We start from the raw sequence: 23,412 nt of genomic DNA on the forward strand, positions 1-23,412 counted from the left end.
GGCGATTGTAGCGCAAGCCTCACCGGCTGCGGTTGGTAAAGGTGTCCAGCGCGCGCTCGATGCACTGCGCGGTCTTGCCGAAGCCCTGCACGCTGATCTCGGAAAACGGGCGTCCGCCCTGGTCGGCTACCAGCAGCGTGTGTACCCGGCCTTCGACGCCCAGCGAGCGCAGCAGCAGGTGTTCACCGCGGAACAGCGCGCGCAGGGTTGCCGGCAGCAGCGCCTGGAGCTGGGCACTGTTGGCAGTGCTCATGCGCAACTGGGTCGGTTGGGCGAGCAGCCGCTGCAACAGGCTGCTGTGCTCGATGCCCAGGCTCAGCGCAGCCGCCTCCTTGGGCAGCCCGGCGCTCTGGTGCACGCGCAGGCTGCCATGGCTGCGGTCGACCATGAGCAGCATGACGCGCTGCATGCCGCACGCCAGCAATGCATCGCGCGCGCAGGTGGTCAGGTGCAAGGCATTGTTGAAAGGCGTCGGTGTGGCCAGCAGCTGCGTGCACAGCTGCCGCCAGCCCGTCAGTGCCGCTTCGCTCGGCGCCGGCGCCGGTTCGCTGTCCTGCGTCGCGAGCGTGTGCTGCGGCGGCCACGGCAGGCTGCGAGCCGGATGCCACAAGTCGGCAGCCCAGTGCACGCGGGCGCTGTGCACCGCGTGTTGATGGACCTGTTGCTGCACCTGTTCGAGCGGCACTTGCAGGTAGAGGCAACTCAGGTACTGCCAGCGCTGCAGGTGGGGGGTGAACCAGCCGTGCTGCGCCGCCAGGGCCAGACCGTTGGCCATCAGGATGGTATTGGCCGGTTGGTTCAACCAGCGCCGCAACGCCGGCTCGTCGTCCAGCTGCTGTTGCTGGCGCAGGCGATGCTGGTTGTCGCGGGCGATGTGCAGCGCCTGCACCAGTGCTCGACGTTCCCCCAGCAGCAGGCCATAACCGTGCAGCACCCAGGCCGGCAGACGCCATTTCTGCGCCAGCGCCTGGCAAAGCACCAGCAGCGGTACGCCGAACAAGGCCTGCTCGACCGTGGCCGCCGCTTCGCCTTCGGCAATGACCCGCCGCTCCCATTCGTCGAGCAGCTCAGGGTAGGTGGCAGCCAGGGGCCAGAGCGGCGACAGGAACAGCAGGCTGCCCCAGTGGATCTCCTGCCACAGCCGTGCCAGCCGTGCCGCGAACAGGCCATTGGCCTGCTGGCTGGCGTGCTGGCTGACCATCTGCAACTGGCGCAGTGTCAGGGGCATCTGCTGCGGCTCGAGCGCGGGCAGGCGCATCAACAACTCTTCGGTGCGCGACAGCCCCAACCGATTCAGGGCAACTTCGAGGCTTTCCGCCGGTTCCGCCAGGCTGTTGCTGGCATGCCGGTTGGCTTCGCGCATCACACTGAGCACCAGCGCCGGGCTGTGCTGCATCAGGTCGGCGATGTCGCGCAGCGAGCGGCGCCTGTCCTTGATCGCCGCGCGAACCTTGTCGTGGTAAAGCCTGGGGATCGGCAGACGCACGCCATCGAGCAGTGCGAGCCAGGTGTCTAGGGTTTGAGGCTTGGCGTTGGACACTATGCTTATCCTGATGCATGCCTGAATGCAGGCCGACTACACGAACGGACCAAACTGGCTTTTGAAAACCGCTGCCTATAGTCTGGCGCAGTTCTGCCGATAAGGAGAACAACAGATTCAACATCATCTTTTTCGTCCTTGAACCCGACTTCTGAAGTGTTTTTTATCCATGGCTAAAATCATCGGCATCATTGTCGTGTTCGCGAGCGTGCTGGGCGGATACGTGCTTTCCCACGGCCAGCTGGCCGCCCTGGTGCAACCCTTCGAGGTGCTGATCATCGGTGGCGCCGCACTGGGCGCGTTCCTGCAGGCCAACCCCGGCAGCACCACCATGATCGTGCTGAAGAAGTCGCTGAAGATGTTCAAGTCGCGCTTCAGCCATGCCTTCTATCTGGAAGTGCTGAGCCTGCTGTTCGAGATTCTCAACAAGAGCCGTCGCGAGGGCATGATGTCCATCGAGGCCGACATCGAGGACGTCGCCGCCAGCCCGATCTTCGCCAAGTACCCAGCCCTTCTCAAGGACGAGCAGATGATGGCCTTCATCTGCGATTACCTGCGCATCATGTCGTCGGGCAACATGGCGCCGCACGAACTCGAAGGCCTGTTCGACATGGAGCTGCTGAGCATGAAGGAAGAGCTCGAGCACCCGTCCCACGCCGTGACCGGTATCGCCGATGCGTTGCCCGGTTTCGGTATCGTTGCAGCGGTACTGGGTATCGTGGTGACCATGGCCTCGCTGGGTGATGGCGACAAGGCAGCGATCGGCGGCCACGTCGGCGCCGCCCTGGTCGGTACGTTCCTGGGTATCTTGGCGGCCTACGGTTTCTTCGGGCCCTTGGCGACCTGCCTGGCCCATGATGCCAAGGAAGAACTGAACGTCTACGAGGCCATCAAGGCGTCGCTGGTGGCTTCGGCCTCGGGCATGCCGCCGTCGCTGGCCGTAGAGTTCGGGCGCAAGGTGCTGTACCCGGCGCACCGGCCCAGCTTCGCCGAACTAGAACAAGCCGTACGCGGTCGCTGAGTCATGGAAAACAACCAGCCCATCATCGTCAAGCGGGTCAAGCGCTTTGGCGGCGGCCATCACGGCGGCGCCTGGAAGATCGCGTTCGCCGACTTCGCGACGGCGATGATGGCGTTCTTCCTGGTGTTGTGGCTGTTGTCCGAAGCCACGCCTGAACAGAAAATCGCCATCGCCGGCTACTTCAAGGACCCGATCGGCTTCTCCGAAAGCGGCACGCCCTATGTCATCGACCTGGGCGGCTCGCCCCAGCTATCGCCCGAGAAGACGCTGAATCCGGACGTCGAGGTGTCGCCGCCCAAGCCCGAGACCTCGACTCAGGTCGCGGCCGAGCAGGCCGAGCAAGTGGCCCAGCAGGTTGAAAAGGAACGCCTCGAATTGTTGCTGCAGGAACTGCAGAACAAGGTCGACGAAAACCCCCTGCTGCAGAAATTCAAGGACCAGATCCTCTTCGAAATCACTCAGGACGGCTTGCGCATCCAGATAACCGACGCCGAGAATCGGCCGATGTTCGACCTGGGCAGTGCGCGACTCAAACCCTATTTCGAGGACATCCTGCTGGCCATGGCCGACACCATCAAGGCGGTGCCGAACAAGATCAGCGTCAGCGGCCATACCGATGCCAAGCCCTACGCCGGCAGTGCGGCGGGCGGCTTCGGCAATTGGGAGCTGTCGTCCAACCGCGCCAATGCCGCGCGCCGCGCGCTGGTGGCCGGCAGCTACCCTGAAGAGCAGATCGCGCGCGTAGTGGGCTATGGCTCGTCTTCGCTGTTCGACCGCAAGGATCCGCTCAACTCCATCAATCGCCGTATCGATATCGTGGTGCTGACCAAGAAGGCCCAGCGCGATATCGAAGGCGAGCAACCAGCCCTGGAAACGCCAGCCCCCGATGCGCCTCCAGCTGCCAGTCCTCCTGGCGCGTCGATCGGTGATCCCGGTGCGCCGGTGCAGCCGCGCGAGCTGCGGCAGCGGCTGAATCTGTTCGAAGACGGCTCGACGAAGATGGTCGAACCGGGCAAGCCCGCGCCCTGATGCGCCGCGCAGCCTTTCAGACGCTGAGGCCGATCTAGAATCCACGCCCGATGCGTTCGCGCAGGCCCCTGTGGATATCTCGCGCTCGCATATGCCGCGGCGTTTCACGCTGACTGGTCGGCATGCGCAGGGCCGCCTCGCGGTGGTAGGCCTCGATGACGAAGTCCAATTGCTGCGTGCGCGTCAGGGTTGGCCAATGAGCCAGGTATTCGGGCAGCGCCTGGTCGCCCATTCGATACACACAGATGCGCCGGTCCCACGAGGTTGCCTCGCCGATGGAGAAGGGTATCCACCAACGTCGGGCGCTGCTGTGGGACATCATCAGGATCACGTGGGTGCAGTCGCGGATGTGCGCGGTGATTGTCTCGGTGACATGCAGGGTGGTCAGCGATTCGAAGTCCATCACGTCCATGCGTACCTCGATCCCGGCCCTGCGCAGCTGCTTGCGGACCCGCAGCGCGTGTGGATGATCGGCATGCTGGTAGCCGATGAACACGCTCATCGCCGACTCCCGCCGGCAGTCGGTCGTGCGAGGCGCAGGCAGGCAACGGGCAGGTCGAACATGGAAAACCTTCATCGTGAGTGTGGAAGGTTGAAAGATTGTTCAATGCCGTTTAAGCGGCAAGGGATGTCATTGAAAAGAGACAATCCCTACCGCCGCAGGTAATTTTCCTTACAGTTGGTTCCTATTGTCCGGCCCTATGGCGCCTGCAGCAGCGCGCGCATCGTGGCTACGATACGTTCGACCTCGGCGTTGTTCAGGGTCAGGGGCGGCAGCAGGCGAAGGGTGGTGCCACGGGTTACGTTGATCAACAGGGCATGCTCCTGCGCCGCCTGCTGCATCAGCTCGCGGCAGGGCCGGTCCAGCTCTATGCCGATCATGAGACCCATGCCCCGAACGGCTTTGACCCCGGGCAGGTTGCCCACCTCGCTGCGCAGCCGCTCGAGCAGTGCGTGCCCTTGACGCGCGGCATTCTCCAGCAGCCGCTCGCGCTCGATGATATCCAGCACCGTGCAGCCAACCCGGCAGGCCAGCGGGTTGCCGCCGAACGTGCTGCCATGACTGCCGGGCGTGAACAGGCGGCCCACTGCCGGGTTGGCCAGGCAGGCGCCGATCGGAATGCCGTTGCCCAGAGCCTTGGCCAGCGTGATCACATCCGGCTGGATGCCCGCATGCTGGTAGGCGAACCACTGGCCAGTGCGGCCGATGCCGCTCTGGATCTCATCGAGCATCAGCAACCAGCCATGGTTGTCGCAGTGCTTGCGCAGGGCCCGCAGGTAGGCAGCAGAGGCGATATGGACACCGCTTTCGCCCTGAATCGGCTCGAGCAGCACTGCCGCAATGCGCTGGCCGAACGCCTGGGTGACGTTGGCCAGCGCGTCGAGGTCGGCGAAGGGGATCTTGAGGCAATCCCCCGGCAGTTGGCCCAGTCCGGCGTTCAGGTGAGCGCCGTCACTGGCCGCCAAGGTGGCCAGGGTGCGCCCGTGAAAGGCGTTGTTCATGACCACCACCAGGGGTCGGGCAATACCGCGGGCATGACCATGCAGGCGGGCCAGCTTCAATGCGGTCTCGTTCGCCTCGGCCCCCGAGTTGTTGAAGAACGCCAGGGCGAGGCCGGACTTCTCGGCCAGCTTCGCGCCCAGCCGTTGCTGCCAGTCGATGGCATACAGGTTGGAGGTGTGCAGCAACAGCCCAGCTTGTTCGGCGATGGCGGCCACCACATCGGGATGACTATGGCCCACGTTGGTCACCGCTACTCCGGCCAGTGCATCCAGGTATTCGCGACCCTCGTCATCCCACAGGCGGGTGCCGAGGCCGCGGCTGAACATCAGGGACAAGGGTTGATAGGTGGGCATCAAGTGGCTGGCGCTCATCGCGAATCTCTCGGCAGGAAATGAATCTGCAGTATTCCCTTCAAGCTCTGATGGATAAACGTCGCTAGACTGGAAGCACCTTTCACCAGGAGTTGATAATGGATCTGTTCCAAGCCATGCAGGTGTACGTGAAAGTTGTTGAGCTAGGCACCATGACGGCGGCGGCCAAGGCCTGCGATTTGTCCACGACCATGGTCAGCAACTACTTGCAGGCCCTGGAGCAGCGTCTGGGCGTTACCCTGTTGCTGCGCACCACGCGCCGTCAGCAGGTGACCGATGCGGGCCAGGCCTACTACCAGCGCTGCCTGGAGGTGCTGGGGCTGGTCGCTGATTCGGAGCGCTGGGCCGAACACACCCAAGGCACCCCGCAGGGGCTGTTGCGGATCACCGCGCCGCCCACGTTCGGCGCCGAGTGCCTGGCGCCGGCGTTGGCGGGGTTTCTTCAGCGTTATCCACAGATCAGCGTCAGCCTCAGCCTCGGCGATCAGGTACAGGACATGCTCGACGGTCAGTACGACGCCGCCCTGCGCTTGGGTAATCTGGAGCCCTCGACCTTGATCGCACGTCCCCTGGACGACTATCGACTCAGCATCTGTGCGTCCCCGGACTACCTGCGTCGCCATGGCACGCCTGGCCACCCCGAAGAACTGGCTGCGCACGAGTGCCTGCAATTCATGTACAACCCCGGCGATGAATGGCGCGGGACGCAAAAACGGTGGTCCATGCAGGGGCCGAATGGAACGATCGGCGTCGATGTGCGAGGGCGACTGGTCACCAACAGCAGCGCCGGGCTGCGTCAGGCCGCCTTGGCGGGCATGGGCCTGGTGATGCTTCCCGACGTGCTGGTGCGCGGCGATCTCGAGGAAGGCAAGCTGATCCAGGTACTGGCTCGATACGCCTTGCCCGGCAGACCCATGCACCTGCTTTATCCACAGGCGCGATACCGTTCGCCGAAGCTGCGTGCATTCGTGGACTACATCGTCCAGACCCTGGGGCCGCAGCCGGCCCGAGGATCAGCAGGTGCCCTGAATCAGTAGGTGTCCTGGGTCAGGCTGGCGATGATCGAGCGGTAGCTGTTCATCCGCTGCTGTTGCACACGGCCATCGTCCAGTGCCGCAAGCAGGGCGCAACCGGGTTCGCGGTCATGCTTGCAGTCGCGGAAACGACAGGTGCCGAGCAGGTCGGCGAACTCGATGAAGCCGGCTTCGACGTCGGCGCGGCTGACATGGCCCAGGCCGAATTCACGGATACCGGGGGAGTCGATCAGTTCACCGCCACCGGGGAAGTGGAACAAGCGCGCGGTGGTCGTGGTGTGCGTGCCCTGGCCGGACCATTCCGACAGCGCACCCACGCGGGCCTGCACTTCAGGCAGCAGGCTGTTGACCAGCGATGACTTGCCCACGCCGGACTGGCCGACGAATACGCTGATGTGACCATCCAGGCGTGCCTGCAATTGCTGCATGCCATCACCCTGATGGGCCGAGACCTCGAGCAGCGGGTAACCCAGCTGGCGATACACCGCCAACAGCGCGTTGAGCGCCGGCGCGTTCTGCTCGTCGATCAGGTCGGCTTTGTTCAGCAGCAGCAGGGAATGGATACCCGCGTGTTCGGCGGCTACCAGGTAGCGGTCGATCAGGTTGGCATGGGGCTCGGGCATGGGCGCGAACACGATGACGATCAGGTCGACGTTGGCCGCGACCGGCTTGAGCTGCCCGCGGCTGTCGGGGCGGCACAGCTCGGTGCTGCGCGGCAGTTGGGCAACGATGACACCGATGCCCTGATTGCCCGCGCGCCAGACCACCTTGTCGCCGGTGACCAGCGCCGGCAGGTTGGCCCGCAGATAGCAACGGCAGACCTGGCCGGCGTGCTCGCCTTCCAGTGCCTCGACTTCCACCTGAACACCGAAGTGCGCGATCACCAGCCCCGTCTGCTCGGGGCCCAGGTCGCCGCCCTCGAGCGTCTCCAGGGCCTGGGACTCGCGCTTGGCGGCGCGGGCAGCGCGCTCGCCCTGGATTTTTTCGATACGCCAGTTCTGGCGGCGGTTCAGTTGGCGTTTGGCCATGTGTGTTCCGTGTAAATGAGTGCAGGTGTTGACGAAGGCGGGATACTAGCACGGCCGGCTACGCTAAACTGCGCAGCTACGCCGAGGAGACTTTCATGCAGAACCCACAGAACCTGATCTGGATCGACCTGGAAATGACCGGCCTGGACCCGGATCACGATGTCATCATCGAAATGGCCACCATCGTCACCGACAGCGACCTCAATACCCTCGCCGAAGGCCCGGTCATCGCCATCCACCAGAGCGACGAGATCCTCGCCGGCATGGACGAGTGGAACACCCGTCAGCACGGCGGCTCCGGCCTGACCCAGCGCGTGCGCGAGAGCACCATCAGCATGGCCGATGCCCAGGCGCAGACCATTGCCTTCCTCGAGCAATGGGTGCCCAAGGGCAAGTCGCCGATCTGCGGCAACAGCATCTGCCAGGATCGCCGCTTCCTCTACCGCCACATGCGCGAACTGGAAAACTACTTCCACTACCGCAACCTCGATGTCTCGACCCTCAAGGAGCTGGCCGCGCGCTGGGCTCCGGAGGTCAAGGACAGTTTCCAGAAGGGCAGCACCCACCTGGCCCTTGACGACATCCGCGAATCCATCGCCGAGCTGCAACACTACCGCAAGCACTTCATCAAGTTCTGAAGCCCGGAAAAACCTGCTGTGGGAGCGGGGTGGGTGGCAGGCTCTCAGCCCGCGAAGAGGCCCTCAAGCCTACCTCTCTCAATACACCCGACGCCGCGGTGCCTGCATGGCACTGGCGATATCGGCAGCCAACCGCGCGATATCGGCATGAGCCAGGTTGCCGACACTGACACGCACCGCCGGCCCGCTCTGCAACCGGAACGGCTGGCCCGCCTGGACTGCCCAGCCGGAGGCTGCCAACGCCTGCACCGTCGATGTCTCGTCAGTGACCGGCAGCCACACGTGCAGACCTTCACCCGCGCTGGACAGCCTCACACCGTTGAGTTCGAGCGATTCGAGAAGCGAAAGCCGCCGGCTTCGATAGTTGGCGCCAACTGCCGTCAAACGATCCGCTTGCAGCATCGCGTTCCACAGGTGGGCGGTCAGCCGTTGCAGCAGCAGACTGACCCAGCGCGGACCGACCCGCTGCTGGCGTTGCATCTCGGCGTGCAAGGAAGCGCTGGCGCCCGCAATCGACACGCGCAGGTCGGGCCCGATGAACTTGCTGGTCGACAGTACATAGAGCCAATGTTGCGGCAGTGGCTGCAGATCGATAGCCGAGGCCTGGCTCAACGGCCCCCAATGATCGTCGATTACCAGCAGGGCCTGGGTAGCGCCCTGCATGGCCTGCGACCACTGCCGCCACCGCTGGGCGTCGAACGAACAGCCGGTAGGGTTCTGCGCACGGGGAGTCAGCACCACGGCGGCTGCGCCGCGCAGCACCTCGGGCGCCGGTGGCAGCGCGCCGTGGTCGTCCATGGCCAGTATCATCGGCTTGAGCTGCAGCCCGGTCAGCAGATCGCGCAACGGCGGCCAGCAGGGATCTTCGATCAGCACCGTGGCGCCGGGTCGGCAGCGCGCACGCAGCGCTCGCTCCACCGCATCCAGCGCCCCGCAATACACGCCCACCTGTTCACTGGGCAACTGCTGGCTGCCCAGCCAGTCGCGTGCCAGGCGCGAGAGTTGCGGGTCATCGCCAAACTGGTCGAAACCATTCTGTTTGACGTGGTGCAGCAGCCAGGCTGAATCAGGCGTTGGCAACAGCGCGGCATCCAGGTTGCCGCTGGCCATGTCGCACAGCCCTTCGGGAAGCACGAAGCCGTGTTCGGCGACCTCCGACGCAGGCGCGCTGATCCGAGTGCCGCGGCGCCCGTCGGTCACCACCATGCCGCTGTCGCGCAGCCTTCGGTAGGCCGCCGCAACGGTATTGGGACTGAGCTTGAGCTGCGCGGCCAGGTCACGGACCGAGGGCAGCGAAGCGTTTTGAAGCAAATCACCTTGCCGTATCTGTCGCTCGATGGCATCCGCGATCTCGACGGCAGTGCGCGCCTTCGTCAATAATGTATTCATACATTCATATTATTGTATTGGTACATAAATGAAAAGTGCGTTGGTATTGCGGCATCTCGTCTTCGAAGACTTGGGCTGCCTGGCTCCGGTGCTGGAAGCCGAAGGCTATGACATCCAAATGGTAGAAGCGCCACTGCACCCGTTGGCGTCGCTGGATGTGAGTTCGGCAGACCTGCTGATAATCCTTGGCGGGCCTATTGGCGCTTTCGATGAAAAGGTGTACCCATTCCTGCTGGACGAACTCCAGCTCATCCGCCAACGCCTGGACAACGGTAAACCCTTGTTGGGCATCTGCCTGGGCGCTCAACTGATCGCTCGCGCCCTGGGCGCCGACGTTGCCGCCATGGGCCATAAGGAAATCGGTTTCGGCCCCGTCACCTTGACCGAAGCCGGGCGCGCCTCGGTCCTCACGCCGCTGGTGCACGGCACACCCGTGCTGCATTGGCACGGCGACCAATTCGAGATACCACCCCAGGCGACACTGCTCGCCAGCACCGACGCCTGCCCCCATCAGGCATTCAGCGTGGGCAATCAGGTGCTCGCGCTGCAATTTCATCTCGAGGTGGCACCGCAGGCACTCGAAGCATGGCTGGTCGGCCATGCCAACGAACTGCATCAACAGCGAATCGATCCCCGCGAACTGCGCGCCCAGGCTCAGGCCATTGGTTCTGCAGGCGTACAAGCAGCCAGCACGATCCTGATCGACTGGCTGGCGCGCCTGCGATGAATGTCGATCCGCTCGCTGTCGAGTTGCAACATGTGCTCGCCGGCAAGTGCCGCCCTTTAACTTGCCCAAGCAGTATCAGGAGACTGGACATGGAACACCTACGCGTCACCGTTCATTTGCACCGGGCGTACTGGTGCCAGTTCGATATAGAGCATGCCGCTGCCGAGCACGCACTGGCGGATGTCACTCGCCGCTTCCCCGACGGCGAAGGCTACACCCTGGACGTACAGCGCAAGACGGGTGAGCGCCGCATGCTGGAATCCACTCCCGAAGGGATTCGCCTGCTGTATGCACAGCCGATGTTCGAAAGCTGGCGTGCCGAGTGCACTTCACTGGAGTGCATTTCCGCAGTTTGCAAATGAAGCACTGACGCGGTGTACCGACCCTCTGCAGAGCGGACACCGTGGGGTTGCGCCCGGTATCATGTTGCCCACCGATGCTCGCGCTCCTGATGGGGGTCGCGTGGATCATCTTATTTGCCTTGGCCCCAGGTTCCCATGCTGCTGACCCTCTACCTCATCGCCATCACCGCTGAAGCCATGACCGGTGCCTTGTCCGCAGGGCGGCGCGGTATGGACTGGTTCGGTGTGGTGCTGATCGCCTGTGTGACCGCGCTCGGCGGTGGCTCGATGCGCGACGTGTTGCTGGGCCACTATCCGCTGACGTGGGTCAAGCACCCCGAATACCTGGTGCTGACCAGCGTGGCGGCGCTGGTGACGATTTTCATCGCGCCACTCATGCGCCGCCTGCGCTCGCTGTTTCTGGTGCTCGATGCGTTGGGGCTGGTGGCATTCACGTTGATCGGCACCATGACCGCGCTGGAGCTGGGTCACGATTATCTGGTGGCGTCCATCAGCGGCATGATCACCGGGGTCTTCGGCGGCATCTTGCGCGATATCCTCTGCAACGACATTCCCCTGGTGTTCCGCCGCGAGCTGTATGCCAGCGTCTCATTCGCTGCGGCGTGGTGCTTTCTGGGTTGCACCTACCTGGAGCTGGTGCCGATTCAGGCGCTGTCGATCACCCTGTTCGGCGGTTTTCTGCTGCGCCTGTTGGCTATCCGCTTCCACTGGGAAATGCCCAAGTTCGTCTACGACGACCGTTGAGCATGGGCTGCGAGGGCCCATTCGACGTGTTCGCGGACCAGCTCGCTGGGGTGCTCACGGCGTGCCTTCAAGGCTTCGAGTACCGGGATGCTCGACGGCGCGTTGCCCAGCCCGACCGCCAGGTTGCGCAGAAAGCGCTCGTAACCGGCGCGGCGCAGGGGCGAGCCTTCGGTGCTGCTCAGAAACCGGTCTTCATCCCAGAGGAACAGCTGCGCCAGCTCTGCATTGTCCAGCTGATGCCGCGGCTGGAAATCGCCTTCGCCCGAAGGGCGGGCGAAGCGGTTCCACGGGCAGACGATCTGGCAGTCGTCGCAACCGAATACACGGTTGCCGATCAGCGACCGCAGCTCGGTAGGAATGGGGCCCTTGAGCTCTATAGTCAGATAGGAAATGCAGCGACGAGCATCCAGTACGTAGGGCCCGACGAAGGCGGCGGTAGGGCAGATATCCAAACAGGCCGTGCAGCGCCCGCAATGCTCGCTGGCGTGGGGCTCGTCGACCGGTAACGGCAGGTCGACGAACAGTTCGGCGAGGAAGAAGTAGCTGCCTGCCTTGCGGTTGAGTACCAGGGTGTTCTTGCCGATCCAGCCCAGCCCCGCTTCCTGGGCAATGGCTTTCTCCAGCACCGGCGCGCTGTCGACGAAGGCGCGGAAGCCGAACGGGCCGATGTCCTGCTGGATGCGCTCGGCCAGGTGCTGCACCCGTTTGCGGATCAGCTTGTGGTAGTCGCGGCCCAGTGCATAGCGCGAGACGTAGGCTTTTTCCGGCTCGGCCAGGCGTTGCGCCATTTGTGTGTCGCCGGGCAGGTAGTCCATGCGCAGCGAAACGACCCGCAAGGTGCCCGGCACCAGTTGCTCAGGGTGTGAGCGCTTGCTGCCATGGGCGGCCATGTAGTCCATTTCGCCATGGTAGCCAGCCTCCAGCCAGCGCTGCAGGTGTCGTTCATGCTCGCCAAGGTCCAGGCCTGCGATGCCGACTTGCTGGAAACCCAGTTCGCGTCCCCATTGCTTGATGGAGAGCGCCAGGGCGGGAAGGTCGATGGTGGGAGCAGACATGCGAGCGAGGAAACCGGTGCGGAGGTGGGTATAATTCTGCCAGACATCGACAGCAAAGGTTCAAGCATGCCGCCAGACACGCAAATTCCCGACGCAGGGCAACGCCAGCCTTCGCCCGCCGTGCAACTCAACCCGGCCACCTTGCCGGTTCTGGCCGCGCGGCCGATGGATGCGCACAAGGGCATGTATGGCCGTGTACTGGTGATCGGTGGCGACCATGGCACCGGCGGTGCGGCCTTGCTCAGCGCGCAGAGTGCCCTGCGCAGCGGGGCCGGCATGGTAACGCTGGCCACCCGCGGCGAGCACGTGGCGCCGGCGCTGGCGCGTCTGCCGGAAGTGATGGTTGCCGATATCGCCTCGGCCAACCAGCTCCGCGCGTTGGCCGAGGCTGCCACGGTGCTGGTGGTCGGGCCCGGCCTGGGGCAAGCCAGCTGGGGCCGCAGCCTGCTGTCGGTGGCGGCCAGCCAGGACAAGCCTCAGGTCTGGGACGCCGATGCACTGAATCAGTTGGCTCAGGGCGCGGTGGCGCTGCCGGCCGATGCCGTGCTGACCCCGCATCCAGGGGAAGCGGCCAGACTACTCGGTATCTCCACCACGCAAGTTCAGGACGATCGCCCGGCGGCGGCCCTGCGCCTGGCTCGTCAGTATTCGGCGGTGTGCGTGCTCAAGGGTGCGGGCAGCCTGATTGCAGCGCCCGATGGGCGCCTGGCGATCTGCGAGCAGGGTCATCCCGCCATGGCCACCGGTGGCTTGGGCGACGTGCTCGCCGGGCTGGTCGGCGCGCTGCGTGCCCAAGGCATGGATGGCTTCGATGCGGCCTGCCTGGGGGTGTGGCTGCATGCCTGCGCCGGAGAGCGTCTGGGCAAGGGCGGCCGTGGTTTGGCGGCCAGCGATCTGATACCTGCCATTCGTCAGTTGCTCGAGGAGCATTATCCGTGTCTGAAGTAGAAATCTACCTGGAAGGCGAGCCGGCCATGCTCGCGTTCGGTGCGCGCATGGCAGAGATTACCCAAGGCGGCGGATTGATCTTTCTGGAGGGTGATCTGGGCGCCGGCAAGACCACCTTTTCCCGAGGCTTGATCCGCGGCCTGGGCCACGTTGGGGCAGTCAAGAGCCCCACCTTCACCCTGGTCGAGCCCTACGAGATCGGCCCTATAAAAGCCTTTCACTTCGACCTCTATCGTCTTGTTGATCCAGAGGAATTGGAGTACTTGGGCATCCGCGACTACTTTGAAGAGGACGCCTTGTGCCTGATCGAGTGGCCCCGACAGGGCGCAGGCTTTTTGCCAAAGCCGGACCTGACCATTACCATAAGCCCGCAAGCGGCTGGAAGGCTGTTGAAGTTATCGCCACAGGGCTCACGCGGTGAGTCCTGGTGTGCCGCTGTGGCACAGAAATCCAAATAAATTGATGGGGTTAGGTATGCGCATTCGCGCGCTGGTCGCGGTCGTTGGTCTGATGTTGACGGGTTTTGTCGTCAATGCCGTGGCCGCTACACAAGTCAAGAGCGTGCGCTTGTGGCGAGCGCCGGACAACACCCGGCTGGTATTCGACCTTACAGGTCCCGTCCAGCACAGTGTGTTCACGCTGTCGTCACCCGATCGACTGGTCATCGACATCAACGGCGCCACTGCGGCCGGTCCGTTGAGCGTGGCCCCTGGCGACTCGCCCGTCACCAGCGTGCGTTCGGCACAGCGTACGCCTACCGATCTGCGCGTGGTGGTCGACCTGAAAAAGGCCATCACCCCGAAAAGCTTCACGCTTGCGCCCAACCAGCAGTATGGCAACCGCCTGGTGGTCGACCTGTTCGACTCGGCGGCCGATGCCGAGCCCACGCCACCCCAGCCGGCCGTGGCAATCACGCCGGCGGTGCCGGTGACGCCGACGCGTCCGGCCATCAAGCTGACTCCGGTGCCCAACGGCAAGCGCGATATCGTCATCGCCATCGATGCCGGCCACGGCGGCGAAGACCCGGGCGCCTCGGGCCCGCGCGGGCAGCACGAAAAAGACGTGGTGTTGCAGATCGCCAAGGAACTGCAACGCCAGATCAACGCCGAACAAGGCTTTCGCGCCGAGCTGACGCGCACCGGCGACTACTTCATTCCGCTGCGCGGGCGCACCGAAATCGCCCGCAAGAAGGGCGCTGACCTGTTCGTGTCCATTCACGCCGACGCCGCGCCGTCATCGGCGGCCTTCGGTGCCTCGGTGTTTGCGCTCTCCGAGCGCGGCGCCACGTCGGAAACCGCTCGCTGGCTGGCCGACACCGAGAACCGTTCGGACCTGATCGGTGGCGCCGGCAACGTCAGCCTGGATGACAAGGACCGCATGCTGGCCGGCGTGTTGCTGGATCTGTCGATGACCGCCTCGCTGACTTCCAGCCTCAATGTGGGCCAGAAAGTGTTGAGCAACATTGGCCAGGTGACACCGCTGCACAAGCGTCGGGTCGAGCAGGCCGGCTTCATGGTGTTGAAATCGCCAGACATCCCATCGATCCTCGTGGAAACCGGGTTCATCTCCAACTCCAACGAAGCCAACAAGCTGCAAAGCTCGGGTCACCAGCAGGCGCTGGCGCGATCCATCCGTACCGGCGTGAAGCAGTTCTTCCAGCAAAACCCGCCGCCGGGCACCTACATGGCCTGGTTGCGCGACACCGGCAAGATTGCCCGTGGCCCCAGCACTCACGTGGTGCGTCCTGGCGAAACCCTGGCCATGCTGGCGGCGCGCTACGACCTGGGCATCGCCACCTTGCGCAGCGCCAATGACCTGAAAACCGATGAATTGAAAATCGGCCAGGAAGTCACCATTCCCAGCACAGCGCTGGCGTCCCAGTAATGGTTGAATCGGCGCGTATCGAGCTGCTCAGTCCGCGGCTCGCCAACCAGATCGCGGCTGGCGAGGTGGTCGAACGACCGGCCTCGGTGATCAAGGAACTGCTGGAAAACAGTCTGGACTCCGGCGCCCGCCGCATCGACATCGAGGTCGAGCAGGGCGGCGTCAAGCTGCTGCGCGTGCGTGATGACGGCAGCGGCATCTCGGCCGACGACCTGCCCCTGGCCCTGGCTCGCCATGCCACCAGCAAGATCCGCGACCTGCAGGATCTCGAGCGTGTCATGAGCCTGGGTTTCCGCGGCGAAGCACTGGCCTCGATCAGTTCGGTGGCGCGGCTCACCCTCACCTCGCGCACCGCGGCGGCCGATCAGGCCTGGCAGGTGGAAACCGAAGGCCGCGACATGGATGCGCGCGTGCAGCCTGCGGCGCACCCAGTGGGCACCTCGGTGGAGGTGCGCGACCTGTTCTTCAATACGCCTGCACGGCGCAAGTTTCTCAAGACCGAAAAGACCGAGTTCGACCACCTGCAGGAAGTCATCAAGCGCCTGGCGCTGGCGCGCTTCGACGTCGGCTTTCACCTGCGGCACAACGGCAAGAGCATTCTCGGCTTGCACGAGGCCCATGACGAAACCGCCCGTGCACGGCGGGTCGCCGCGGTCTGCGGGCCGGCGTTCCTCGAACAGGCGATGCCGATCGAGGTCGAGCGCAACGGGCTGCGTCTGTGGGGCTGGGTAGGCTTGCCGACGTTTTCGCGCAGCCAGGCCGACCTTCAATACTTCTTCGTCAACGGCCGAGCGGTGCGCGACAAGCTGGTGGCCCACGCGGTACGGCAGGCTTACCGCGACGTGCTGTTCAACGGCCGTCATCCGACCTTCGTCCTGTTTCTGGAAGTGGACCCGGCGGTGGTCGACGTCAACGTGCACCCGACCAAGCATGAAGTGCGCTTTCGCGACGGGCGCATGGTGCATGACTTTCTCTACGGCACACTGCACCGCGCGCTGGCCGATGTACGTCCGGAAGACCAGTTGGCGAGCGCGCCGGCGCAGGCCCAGCCGTTGCGGCCGAGCGGGGCCCAGGCAGGCGAGTTCGGCCCTCAGGGTGAAATGGGCCTGGCGGCCAACCTGCTGCACTCACCGATGGCCCAACCGCAGTCGAGTGGTGGTTCCAGCGGCGGTTATTCATACACGCCGCGGCCGACCGCTGCGCTGCCAGTGGCCGAGGCGCAAAGTGCCTACCGGGAATTCTTCGCGCCGTTGCCCACTGCTGGCAGCAGCACCGCGCCGATCCCCAGCCTGCCGCCGAGCCAGGGTGACATTCCGCCGCTGGGCTATGCGCTGGCGCAGCTCAAGGGGATCTACATCCTGGCCGAAAACGCCCAGGGGCTGGTCCTGGTGGATATGCATGCGGCGCATGAGCGCATCATGTACGAGCGTCTGAAGATCGCCATGGCCAGCGAAGGGCTGAGCGGGCAGCCCTTGCTGGTGCCCGAATCGCTGGCCATGAGCCAACGCGAAGCGGACTGCGCCGAAGAGCACGCAGCGTGGTTCCAGCGCCTGGGCTTCGAGCTGCAACGCCTGGGTCCGGAAACCCTGGCCATACGCCAGATTCCCGCACTGCTCAAACAGGCCGAGGCCAATCGCCTGGTCGGCGATGTCCTGGCCGACCTGATGGAGTACGGCACCAGCGACCGTATCCAGGCCCATTTAAATGAATTGCTGGGCACCATGGCCTGCCACGGGGCCATTCGTGCCAACCGGCGCCTGGCCATTCCGGAAATGAACGGCCTGCTGCGCGATATGGAAAACACCGAGCGCAGTGGCCAGTGCAACCATGGCCGACCGACCTGGACCCAGATGGGTCTGGACGACCTGGACAAACTCTTCCTGCGCGGGCGTTGAGCATGAGTGGCCTACCTCCGGCGATCTTCCTCATGGGGCCCACCGCCGCCGGCAAGACCGACCTGGCCATCAAGCTGAGCAAGGTGCTGCCGTGCGAGCTGATCAGCGTCGATTCGGCCCTGGTCTACCGCGGCATGGATATCGGCACCGCCAAGCCGTCGCGCGCGGTGCTCGACGCCCATCCGCACGCACTGATCGACATCCTCGATCCGGCGCAAAGCTACAGCGCCGCCGATTTTCGCCGCGACGCCCTGCAAGCCATGGAGCAGATCACCGCGCGGGGCAACATCCCGCTGCTGGTTGGCGGCACCATGCTGTATTTCAAGGCCCTGCTCGAAGGGCTGGCGGACATGCCGGGCGCCGATGCCCAGGTGCGCGCCGACCTCGAAGCGCAGGCCGCTCGCGAAGGCTGGCAGGCATTGCACGACCATCTCGCCGCAGTCGATCCGGTGTCTGCCGCGCGCATTCACCCCAACGATCCGCAACGTCTGATTCGAGCGCTGGAGGTCTACCGCGTGAGTGGTTCGAGCATGACCGAGCTGCGCGCGCGACAATCTGCGCAAAGTACCGAGGCAGGCGCATTGGCAAGCGGTCAATTGCCCTATACTGTGGCCCACTTGGCAATCGCACCCGCCGATCGCTCGGTGCTGCATGAGCGAATTGCCGTGCGTTTCGGACAAATGCTGGAACAAGGCTTCGTCGACGAGGTCACTGCCTTGCGTGCTCGAAGTGACTTGCATGCAGGGCTTGCGTCTATACGAGCGGTGGGCTATCGGCAAGTCTGGGATCATCTGGATGGCAAGCTGACCGAGGTGCAGATGCGCGAACGCGGCATCATCGCCACGCGCCAATTGGCCAAGCGGCAGTTTACCTGGTTGCGCGGTTGGGCCGATCTGCACTGGCTCGACAGCCTGGCCGGCGACAATCTGCCTCGCACCTTGAAATACCTGGGTTCGGCCTCCATATTGAGCTGAGTCCCGCAATTGCCGTCTATCCTTGGGGTCTGACGGTCAGAGCCTTCATCTTTTCAAAGCTTTTCCACTATTGATCCTTAAAGGAGTGCGGCACATGTCAAAAGGGCATTCGCTACAAGACCCTTACTTGAACACCTTGCGTAAAGAGAAGGTCGGCGTCTCGATCTATCTGGTGAACGGTATCAAGTTGCAGGGCCAGATCGAATCGTTCGACCAGTTCGTCATCCTGCTGAAGAACACGGTCAGCCAGATGGTCTACAAACACGCGATTTCCACGGTTGTACCGGTGCGTCCGATTCGTCTGCCAAGTGCGACCGAATCCGAGCAGGGCGACACCGACCCAGGTAACGCTTGATAGGAGTCTGCCTTGTTCTTTGAGCGCCACGGTGGTGGTGAGCGAGCGATCCTCGTTCATCTGGATGGTCAGGACCCTGAGGCGCGCGAAGACCCGCAGGAGTTTCAGGAGCTGGCCATCTCGGCCGGCGCCGAAACTGTCGCATTCGTCAATGTCGCCCGTCATCGGCCCAGTGCCAAATTTCTGATCGGCAGCGGCAAGGTCGAGGAGCTGCGTGACCAGGTCAAGGCCGAGCACGCCGATCTAGTGATCTTCAATCACACCCTCACACCCAGCCAGGAACGCAACCTCGAGAAAGTCTTCGAGTGCCGCGTGCTGGACCGGACCGGTCTGATCCTGGATATCTTCGCGCAACGCGCCCGTACCCATGAAGGCAAGCTGCAGGTCGAACTGGCCCAGCTCGAGCACATGAGCACGCGGCTGGTTCGTGGCTGGACTCACCTCGAGCGCCAGGGCGGTGGTATCGGCCTGCGCGGCCCGGGTGAAACCCAGCTGGAAACCGACCGGCGTCTGCTGCGGGTACGCCTGCGCCAGATCAAGCAGCGCCTGGAAAAGGTTCGCAGCCAGCGCGAGCAGGCACGACGCGGCCGCCGGCGTGCCGACATCCCGTCGGTGTCTCTGGTGGGCTACACCAACGCCGGCAAGTCGACCTTGTTCAACGCCGTCACGCAGGCCGAGGTGTACGCGGCCGACCAGTTGTTCGCTACCCTCGACCCGACCCTGCGTCGACTCGAATTGAACGACCTGGGGCCGGTGATCCTGGCCGACACGGTGGGCTTCATTCGCCACCTGCCGCACAAGCTGGTCGAAGCGTTTCGCGCCACCCTCGAGGAGTCGAGCAACTCCGACCTGCTGCTGCACGTGATCGACGCCCATGAGCCCGAGCGCATGGCGCAGATCGAACAGGTCATGGCCGTGCTCACCGAGATCGGCGCGCAAGGCTTGCCGATCCTCGAGGTGTATAACAAACTCGACCTGCTCGAGAACGTCGAGCCGCAGATACAGCGCGATGCCGACGGCAAGCCGGTCAGGGTCTGGGTGTCGGCGCGCGATGGGCGCGGCCTCGAACTGGTCAAGCAAGCGGTCGCCGAGTTGCTGGGCGAAGACCTGTTCGTCGGCACGCTGCAGCTGGGCCAGACACTGGGCCGCCTGCGTGCACAGCTGTTTTCGCTGGGCGCGGTGCAAAGCGAAGCGCATGATGAGCAGGGTGGCAGTTTGCTGGCAATACGTTTGCCACGTGCGGAGCTCAATCGCCTGGTCAGTCGCGAAGGCATGGAGCCCGCTGAATTCATCGAGCAACACACTTTGCAATAAAAGCCTCGCGTGGCAGCTGTGCTGTCATGTCGGGCATTCTGTAGCATTGGTCGGCGCGCCGTGGGTGCGTCTTTGCTTTATCAGATGGAGAGCGCTATGGCTTGGAATGAGCCGGGTGGCAACTCGAACAATCAAGATCCTTGGGGTGGTAAACGCCGTGGAGGCGACCGCAAGGGGCCACCGGATCTCGACGAGGCCTTCCGCAAGCTGCAGGACAGCCTGAACGGTTTGTTCGGTGGTGGAAAGAAACGCACAGGTGGCGGTGGCGACGGCGGAGGCACGTCCAAGGGCGGTGGACTCGGCCTGTTGGGCATCGGCCTTGCCGTGCTTGGCGCGATCTGGCTGTACAGCGCGGTGTATGTAGTCGACGAGCAGGAGCAAGCCGTGGTGCTGCGCTTCGGCAAGTACTATGAAACGGTGGGTCCGGGCCTGAACATCTATTTCCCGCCTATCGACCGCAAGTACCTGGAAAACGTCACGCGCGAGCGTTCGTATACCAAGCAGGGGCAGATGCTCACCGAAGACGAGAACATCGTCGAAGTGCCGCTGACAGTGCAGTACAAGATCACCAACCTGCAGGACTTCGTCCTGCGCGTCGACCAGCCTGAAATCAGCCTGCAGCATGCTACCGACAGCGCACTGCGCCACGTGGTGGGTTCCACCGCCATGGACCAGGTGCTGACCGAAGGCCGCGAGCAGATGGCCGGCGAGATCAAGGAGCGCCTGCAGCGTTTCCTCGATACCTACCAGACCGGTATCACCGTCACCCAGGTGAACGTGCAGAGCGCGGCAGCCCCGCGTGAAGTACAGGAAGCCTTCGACGACGTGATCCGCGCTCGGGAAGACGAGCAGCGCTCGCGCAACCAGGCCGAAGGCTATGCCAACGGCGTGATTCCCGAGGCTCGCGGTCAGGCCCAGCGCATCATCGAAGATGCCAACGGCTACCGCGACGAAGTGGTATCGCGCGCCAAGGGTGAGGCCGACCGCTTCACCAAGCTGGTCACCGAGTACCGCAAGGCTCCCGACGTGACCCGTCAGCGCCTGTACCTGGAAACCATGCAGGACGTATACAGCAACACCAGCAAGGTGCTGGTGGCCAGTAAGGAAGGTCAGAACAACCTGATCTACCTGCCGCTGGACAAGATGGTCGGTGGCGACCGCAACAACAGCAGCACGCCTGCCGCCAGCACGCCGGCTTCGGCCAGCGACGCCGCCGGCGCACGCGCTGCGGCCGACCTGCAGCAGCAACAGCGTGAAATGCGTTCAAGGGAGAGTCGCTGATGGGCAATAAATCTGTGATCGCCCTTGTCGTCACCGTCGTTCTGGCGGTGGCAGCATGGAACTGCTTCTACATCGTTGCGCAGACCGAACGTGCGGTACTCCTGCAATTCGGCCGCGTGGTTCAGGCCGATGTCCAGCCTGGCCTGCATGTGAAGCTGCCGTACGTCAACCAGGTGCGCAAGTTCGATGCGCGGCTGATGACCCTCGACGCCCCGACCCAGCGGTTCCTGACCCTGGAGAAGAAAGCGGTGATGGTCGATGCCTATGCCAAATGGCGTGTGAAGGATGCCGAGCGCTACTACACCGCTACTTCCGGCATGAAGCAGATCGCCGACGAGCGCCTGTCGCGACGTCTCGAATCGGGTCTGCGTGACCAGTTCGGCAAGCGTACCCTGCACGAAGTGGTGTCGGGCGAGCGTGACGCGTTGATGTCCGACATCACCACGTCGCTCAACCGCATGGCAGACAAGGAGCTGGGTATCGAGGTCATCGACGTGCGCGTCAAGGCCATCGACCTGCCCAAGGAAGTCAACCGCAGCGTGTTCGAGCGCATGAGCACCGAGCGTGAGCGCGAGGCGCGCGAGCACCGTGCCAAGGGTAACGAACTGGCAGAAGGCATCCGTGCCGATGCCGATCGTCAGCGTCGCGTGCTGTTGGCCGAAGCCTATCGCGAGTCCGAGGAAGCGCGTGGTGACGGCGATGCGCAGGCAGCGTCGATCTACGCCCAGGCCTATGGACAGGATCAGGAATTCTATTCCTTCTTCCGCAGCCTGCAGGCATACCGCCAGAGCTTCGCCAACAAGAGCGACGTGATGGTGCTGGACTCCAAGAGCGATTTCTTCCGCTTCATGGAGAAGTACAAGCCCTGATCGGCTTTCCCCGCCGGGCGGTTTAACCGTTTGGCGGGGTGAACGATCGGCGAAACGTGTGTATGATGCGGCAGCCGGGAAATTCCCGGCTTTTTTGCGTCTGCAACATAGATCGGCCGATTCATAGGCCCGGTTCATGAGGACATTGCCCCGCGACCTGTTTGCGGTGGGCGATTTCTGCTTCACTCAAGGCTAGCCCGACGGCAGGCCGCCCGGATCATAGGGGAAAGGCGTAATGGCAACGGTAGACCGCTGGCTGCTGCCAGATGGCATCGAAGAAGTACTGCCGCCCGAGGCTGCGCGCATCGAAGTCGCGCGGCGTCAGGTGTTGGACCTGTTCCAGAGCTGGGGTTACGAGTTCGTCGTGACGCCGCACATCGAATACCTCGAGTCGCTGCTGACCGGTGCCGGTCAGGATCTGGATCTGCGCACCTTCAAGGTGATCGACCCGCAATCGGGTCGGCAGATGGGCTTTCGTGCCGACATCACGCCACAGGTGGCGCGCATCGATGCGCACACCCTGCGCCGTGAAGGACCGAACCGCCTGTGCTATGCCGGCAGTGTGCTGCATGCACAGCCGCGGGCACTGTCCAGTTCGCGCAGCCCGATCCAGCTGGGTGCCGAGCTGTATGGCGACGCCAGTCCGAGCAGCGACGTTGAAGTCATCAGCCTGATGCTGACCATGCTGGAAATGGCCGATGTGCCAGACGTGCACATGGATCTGGGCCACGTCGGCATCTACCGCGGCCTGGCCCGTGCGGCCGGTCTGTCGGGCGATGTCGAGCAACAGTTGTTCGATGCCCTGCAGCGCAAGGCCATCGACGAAGTGATCGTCCTCACCGAAGGGCTGCAAGCGGACCTTGCCCAGATGCTGCGTGCCTTGGTTGACCTGTGTGGCGGTCGCGAAGTGCTGGCGCAGGCCAAGGTACGCCTGGCCAATGCACCGGCGCCGGTGATGACCGCGCTGGACGACCTGCTGGCGATTGCCGAACGGCTGTCGTTGCGTTTTCCGCAATTGCCGCTGTACTTCGACTTGGGCGAGTTGCGCGGTTATCACTATCACACCGGCGTGGTGTTCGCCGTGTTCGTTCCAGGCATGGGCCAGTCCATTGCCCAGGGCGGCCGCTACGACGACATCGGCGCGGACTTCGGTCGCGCCCGCCCGGCAACCGGTTTCTCCACGGACCTCAAGTCCCTGGTGACGCTGGGTCGGGCCCGGATCGAAGTGCCTGCTGGTGGCGTCTGGATGCCTGACAGCACCGATGCGGCTCTGTGGCAGGCAGTCTGCGAGCTGCGCCGCGAGGGCCGGCGCGTGGTCCAGGCCTTGCCGGGACAGACGATCGAGGCTGCCGGCGAGGCAGATTGCGACTGTCAATTGATTCAGCAGAACGGGCAATGGCAAGTGCTGCCACTGGCCTCTTGAGTTTTCCCGCCGGCCGCTGCCGGCACC

22 protein-coding genes and 1 pseudogene are annotated in these 23,412 nt (G+C 63.9%); 17 read left to right on the forward strand and 6 right to left on the reverse strand.

Translation table 11 applies throughout. The annotated features are described in order from the left end of the window. Positions 1-19: 19 nt before the first annotated feature. Positions 20-1,540 (reverse strand): HDOD domain-containing protein, encoded by a 1,521-nt coding sequence (locus IFT57_RS15705; protein ID WP_342030362.1) that lies wholly within the window; start codon positions 1,538-1,540, stop codon positions 20-22. A gap of 169 nt (positions 1,541-1,709) precedes the next feature. On the opposite strand from IFT57_RS15705, the gene motA reads away from it, so the two are divergent. Both motA and motB read left to right on the forward strand, forming a co-directional pair. Beyond that, on the forward strand, positions 1,710-2,561 hold the full coding sequence (gene motA / locus IFT57_RS15710) for a flagellar motor stator protein MotA (protein ID WP_122480391.1): 852 nt from the start codon (positions 1,710-1,712) through the stop codon (positions 2,559-2,561). Between the two features lie 3 nt (positions 2,562-2,564). Next, positions 2,565-3,590, forward strand: coding sequence for a flagellar motor protein MotB (gene motB, locus IFT57_RS15715; RefSeq protein WP_122714601.1), 1,026 nt, complete (start codon positions 2,565-2,567; stop codon positions 3,588-3,590). Between the two features lie 34 nt (positions 3,591-3,624). Here motB and IFT57_RS15720 read toward each other — a convergent pair whose 3' ends face one another. Both IFT57_RS15720 and IFT57_RS15725 read right to left on the reverse strand, forming a co-directional pair. Continuing rightward, positions 3,625-4,092 (reverse strand): toll/interleukin-1 receptor domain-containing protein, encoded by a 468-nt coding sequence (locus tag IFT57_RS15720; protein WP_192151985.1) that lies wholly within the window; start codon positions 4,090-4,092, stop codon positions 3,625-3,627. Between the two features lie 197 nt (positions 4,093-4,289). Continuing rightward, on the reverse strand, positions 4,290-5,465 hold the full coding sequence (locus tag IFT57_RS15725) for an aspartate aminotransferase family protein (RefSeq protein ID WP_192151986.1): 1,176 nt from the start codon (positions 5,463-5,465) through the stop codon (positions 4,290-4,292). Between the two features lie 98 nt (positions 5,466-5,563). On the opposite strand from IFT57_RS15725, the gene IFT57_RS15730 reads away from it, so the two are divergent. After that, positions 5,564-6,502 (forward strand): LysR family transcriptional regulator, encoded by a 939-nt coding sequence (locus tag IFT57_RS15730; RefSeq protein ID WP_192151987.1) that lies wholly within the window; start codon positions 5,564-5,566, stop codon positions 6,500-6,502. On the opposite strand, the gene rsgA is transcribed toward IFT57_RS15730, so the two are convergent. Beyond that, positions 6,496-7,527, reverse strand: coding sequence for a small ribosomal subunit biogenesis GTPase RsgA (gene rsgA, locus IFT57_RS15735; RefSeq protein WP_192151988.1), 1,032 nt, complete (start codon positions 7,525-7,527; stop codon positions 6,496-6,498). The two genes, IFT57_RS15730 and rsgA, sit on opposite strands and share 7 nt — an antisense overlap. A gap of 95 nt (positions 7,528-7,622) precedes the next feature. On the opposite strand from rsgA, the gene orn reads away from it, so the two are divergent. Continuing rightward, complete coding sequence (gene orn / locus IFT57_RS15740) at positions 7,623-8,165, forward strand: oligoribonuclease (protein WP_192151989.1); 543 nt, start codon at positions 7,623-7,625, stop codon at positions 8,163-8,165. A 78-nt stretch (positions 8,166-8,243) separates the two neighbouring features. Here orn and IFT57_RS15745 read toward each other — a convergent pair whose 3' ends face one another. Continuing rightward, positions 8,244-9,554, reverse strand: a complete 1,311-nt coding sequence (locus IFT57_RS15745; RefSeq protein WP_192151990.1) for an aminotransferase class I/II-fold pyridoxal phosphate-dependent enzyme — start codon at positions 9,552-9,554, stop codon at positions 8,244-8,246. A gap of 28 nt (positions 9,555-9,582) precedes the next feature. Here IFT57_RS15745 and IFT57_RS15750 point away from each other — a divergent pair, with 28 nt between their 5' ends. From IFT57_RS15750 to IFT57_RS15760, 3 genes are all read left to right on the forward strand, one after another. After that, positions 9,583-10,281, forward strand: a complete 699-nt coding sequence (locus tag IFT57_RS15750; protein WP_192151991.1) for a glutamine amidotransferase — start codon at positions 9,583-9,585, stop codon at positions 10,279-10,281. An 89-nt stretch (positions 10,282-10,370) separates the two neighbouring features. After that, positions 10,371-10,643, forward strand: coding sequence for a hypothetical protein (locus IFT57_RS15755; protein ID WP_192151992.1), 273 nt, complete (start codon positions 10,371-10,373; stop codon positions 10,641-10,643). A 135-nt stretch (positions 10,644-10,778) separates the two neighbouring features. Further along, positions 10,779-11,387 (forward strand): trimeric intracellular cation channel family protein, encoded by a 609-nt coding sequence (locus IFT57_RS15760; protein ID WP_122714612.1) that lies wholly within the window; start codon positions 10,779-10,781, stop codon positions 11,385-11,387. Here IFT57_RS15760 and queG read toward each other — a convergent pair. Continuing rightward, positions 11,372-12,442 carry a tRNA epoxyqueuosine(34) reductase QueG gene (gene queG, locus IFT57_RS15765; protein ID WP_192151993.1) on the reverse strand — a complete coding sequence of 357 codons (1,071 nt, stop codon included), beginning with the start codon at positions 12,440-12,442 and terminating at the stop codon, positions 11,372-11,374. The two genes, IFT57_RS15760 and queG, sit on opposite strands and share 16 nt — an antisense overlap. 141 nt (positions 12,443-12,583) lie before the next feature. Here queG and IFT57_RS15770 point away from each other — a divergent pair. The 10 genes and pseudogenes from IFT57_RS15770 to IFT57_RS15815 form a co-directional block, all read left to right on the forward strand. Beyond that, positions 12,584-13,390, forward strand: a pseudogene (locus IFT57_RS15770) (NAD(P)H-hydrate dehydratase); the annotation flags it as partial. Beyond that, positions 13,378-13,848: a tRNA (adenosine(37)-N6)-threonylcarbamoyltransferase complex ATPase subunit type 1 TsaE gene (gene tsaE / locus IFT57_RS15775; protein WP_192048114.1), complete on the forward strand. Its 471-nt coding sequence runs from the start codon at positions 13,378-13,380 to the stop codon at positions 13,846-13,848. The pseudogene IFT57_RS15770 and the gene tsaE, both read left to right, overlap by 13 nt. Positions 13,849-13,864: 16 nt before the next feature. Continuing rightward, on the forward strand, positions 13,865-15,274 hold the full coding sequence (locus tag IFT57_RS15780) for an N-acetylmuramoyl-L-alanine amidase (protein ID WP_192048115.1): 1,410 nt from the start codon (positions 13,865-13,867) through the stop codon (positions 15,272-15,274). Next, the gene (mutL, locus tag IFT57_RS15785; protein ID WP_122480374.1) at positions 15,274-17,169 is read left to right on the forward strand and encodes a DNA mismatch repair endonuclease MutL; all 1,896 of its coding nucleotides are present in this window, start codon (positions 15,274-15,276) and stop codon (positions 17,167-17,169) included. Before IFT57_RS15780 ends, mutL begins: the two co-directional genes overlap by 1 nt. 2 nt (positions 17,170-17,171) lie before the next feature. Next, on the forward strand, positions 17,172-18,143 hold the full coding sequence (gene miaA, locus IFT57_RS15790; RefSeq protein WP_192151995.1) for a tRNA (adenosine(37)-N6)-dimethylallyltransferase MiaA: 972 nt from the start codon (positions 17,172-17,174) through the stop codon (positions 18,141-18,143). A 94-nt stretch (positions 18,144-18,237) separates the two neighbouring features. Continuing rightward, complete coding sequence (gene hfq, locus IFT57_RS15795) at positions 18,238-18,498, forward strand: RNA chaperone Hfq (RefSeq protein ID WP_043191144.1); 261 nt, start codon at positions 18,238-18,240, stop codon at positions 18,496-18,498. A 12-nt stretch (positions 18,499-18,510) separates the two neighbouring features. Further along, the gene (hflX, locus tag IFT57_RS15800; RefSeq protein WP_192151996.1) at positions 18,511-19,812 is read left to right on the forward strand and encodes a ribosome rescue GTPase HflX; all 1,302 of its coding nucleotides are present in this window, start codon (positions 18,511-18,513) and stop codon (positions 19,810-19,812) included. Positions 19,813-19,908: 96 nt separating this feature from the next. Beyond that, entirely contained in the window at positions 19,909-21,093 is a 1,185-nt protein-coding gene (gene hflK / locus IFT57_RS15805) for an FtsH protease activity modulator HflK (RefSeq protein WP_122714618.1), read from the forward strand. Beyond that, the gene (gene hflC, locus IFT57_RS15810) at positions 21,093-21,962 is read left to right on the forward strand and encodes a protease modulator HflC (RefSeq protein ID WP_122480370.1); all 870 of its coding nucleotides are present in this window, start codon (positions 21,093-21,095) and stop codon (positions 21,960-21,962) included. The genes hflK and hflC overlap by 1 nt, the downstream gene beginning before the upstream one ends. Before the next feature lie 235 nt (positions 21,963-22,197). Beyond that, on the forward strand, positions 22,198-23,385 hold the full coding sequence (locus IFT57_RS15815) for an ATP phosphoribosyltransferase regulatory subunit (protein WP_192151997.1): 1,188 nt from the start codon (positions 22,198-22,200) through the stop codon (positions 23,383-23,385). The last annotated feature ends 27 nt before the right edge of the window (positions 23,386-23,412 follow it).

It is taken from the genome of Pseudomonas sp. CFBP 13719 (assembly GCF_014842095.1).
Lineage (GTDB): Bacteria > Pseudomonadota > Gammaproteobacteria > Pseudomonadales > Pseudomonadaceae > Aquipseudomonas.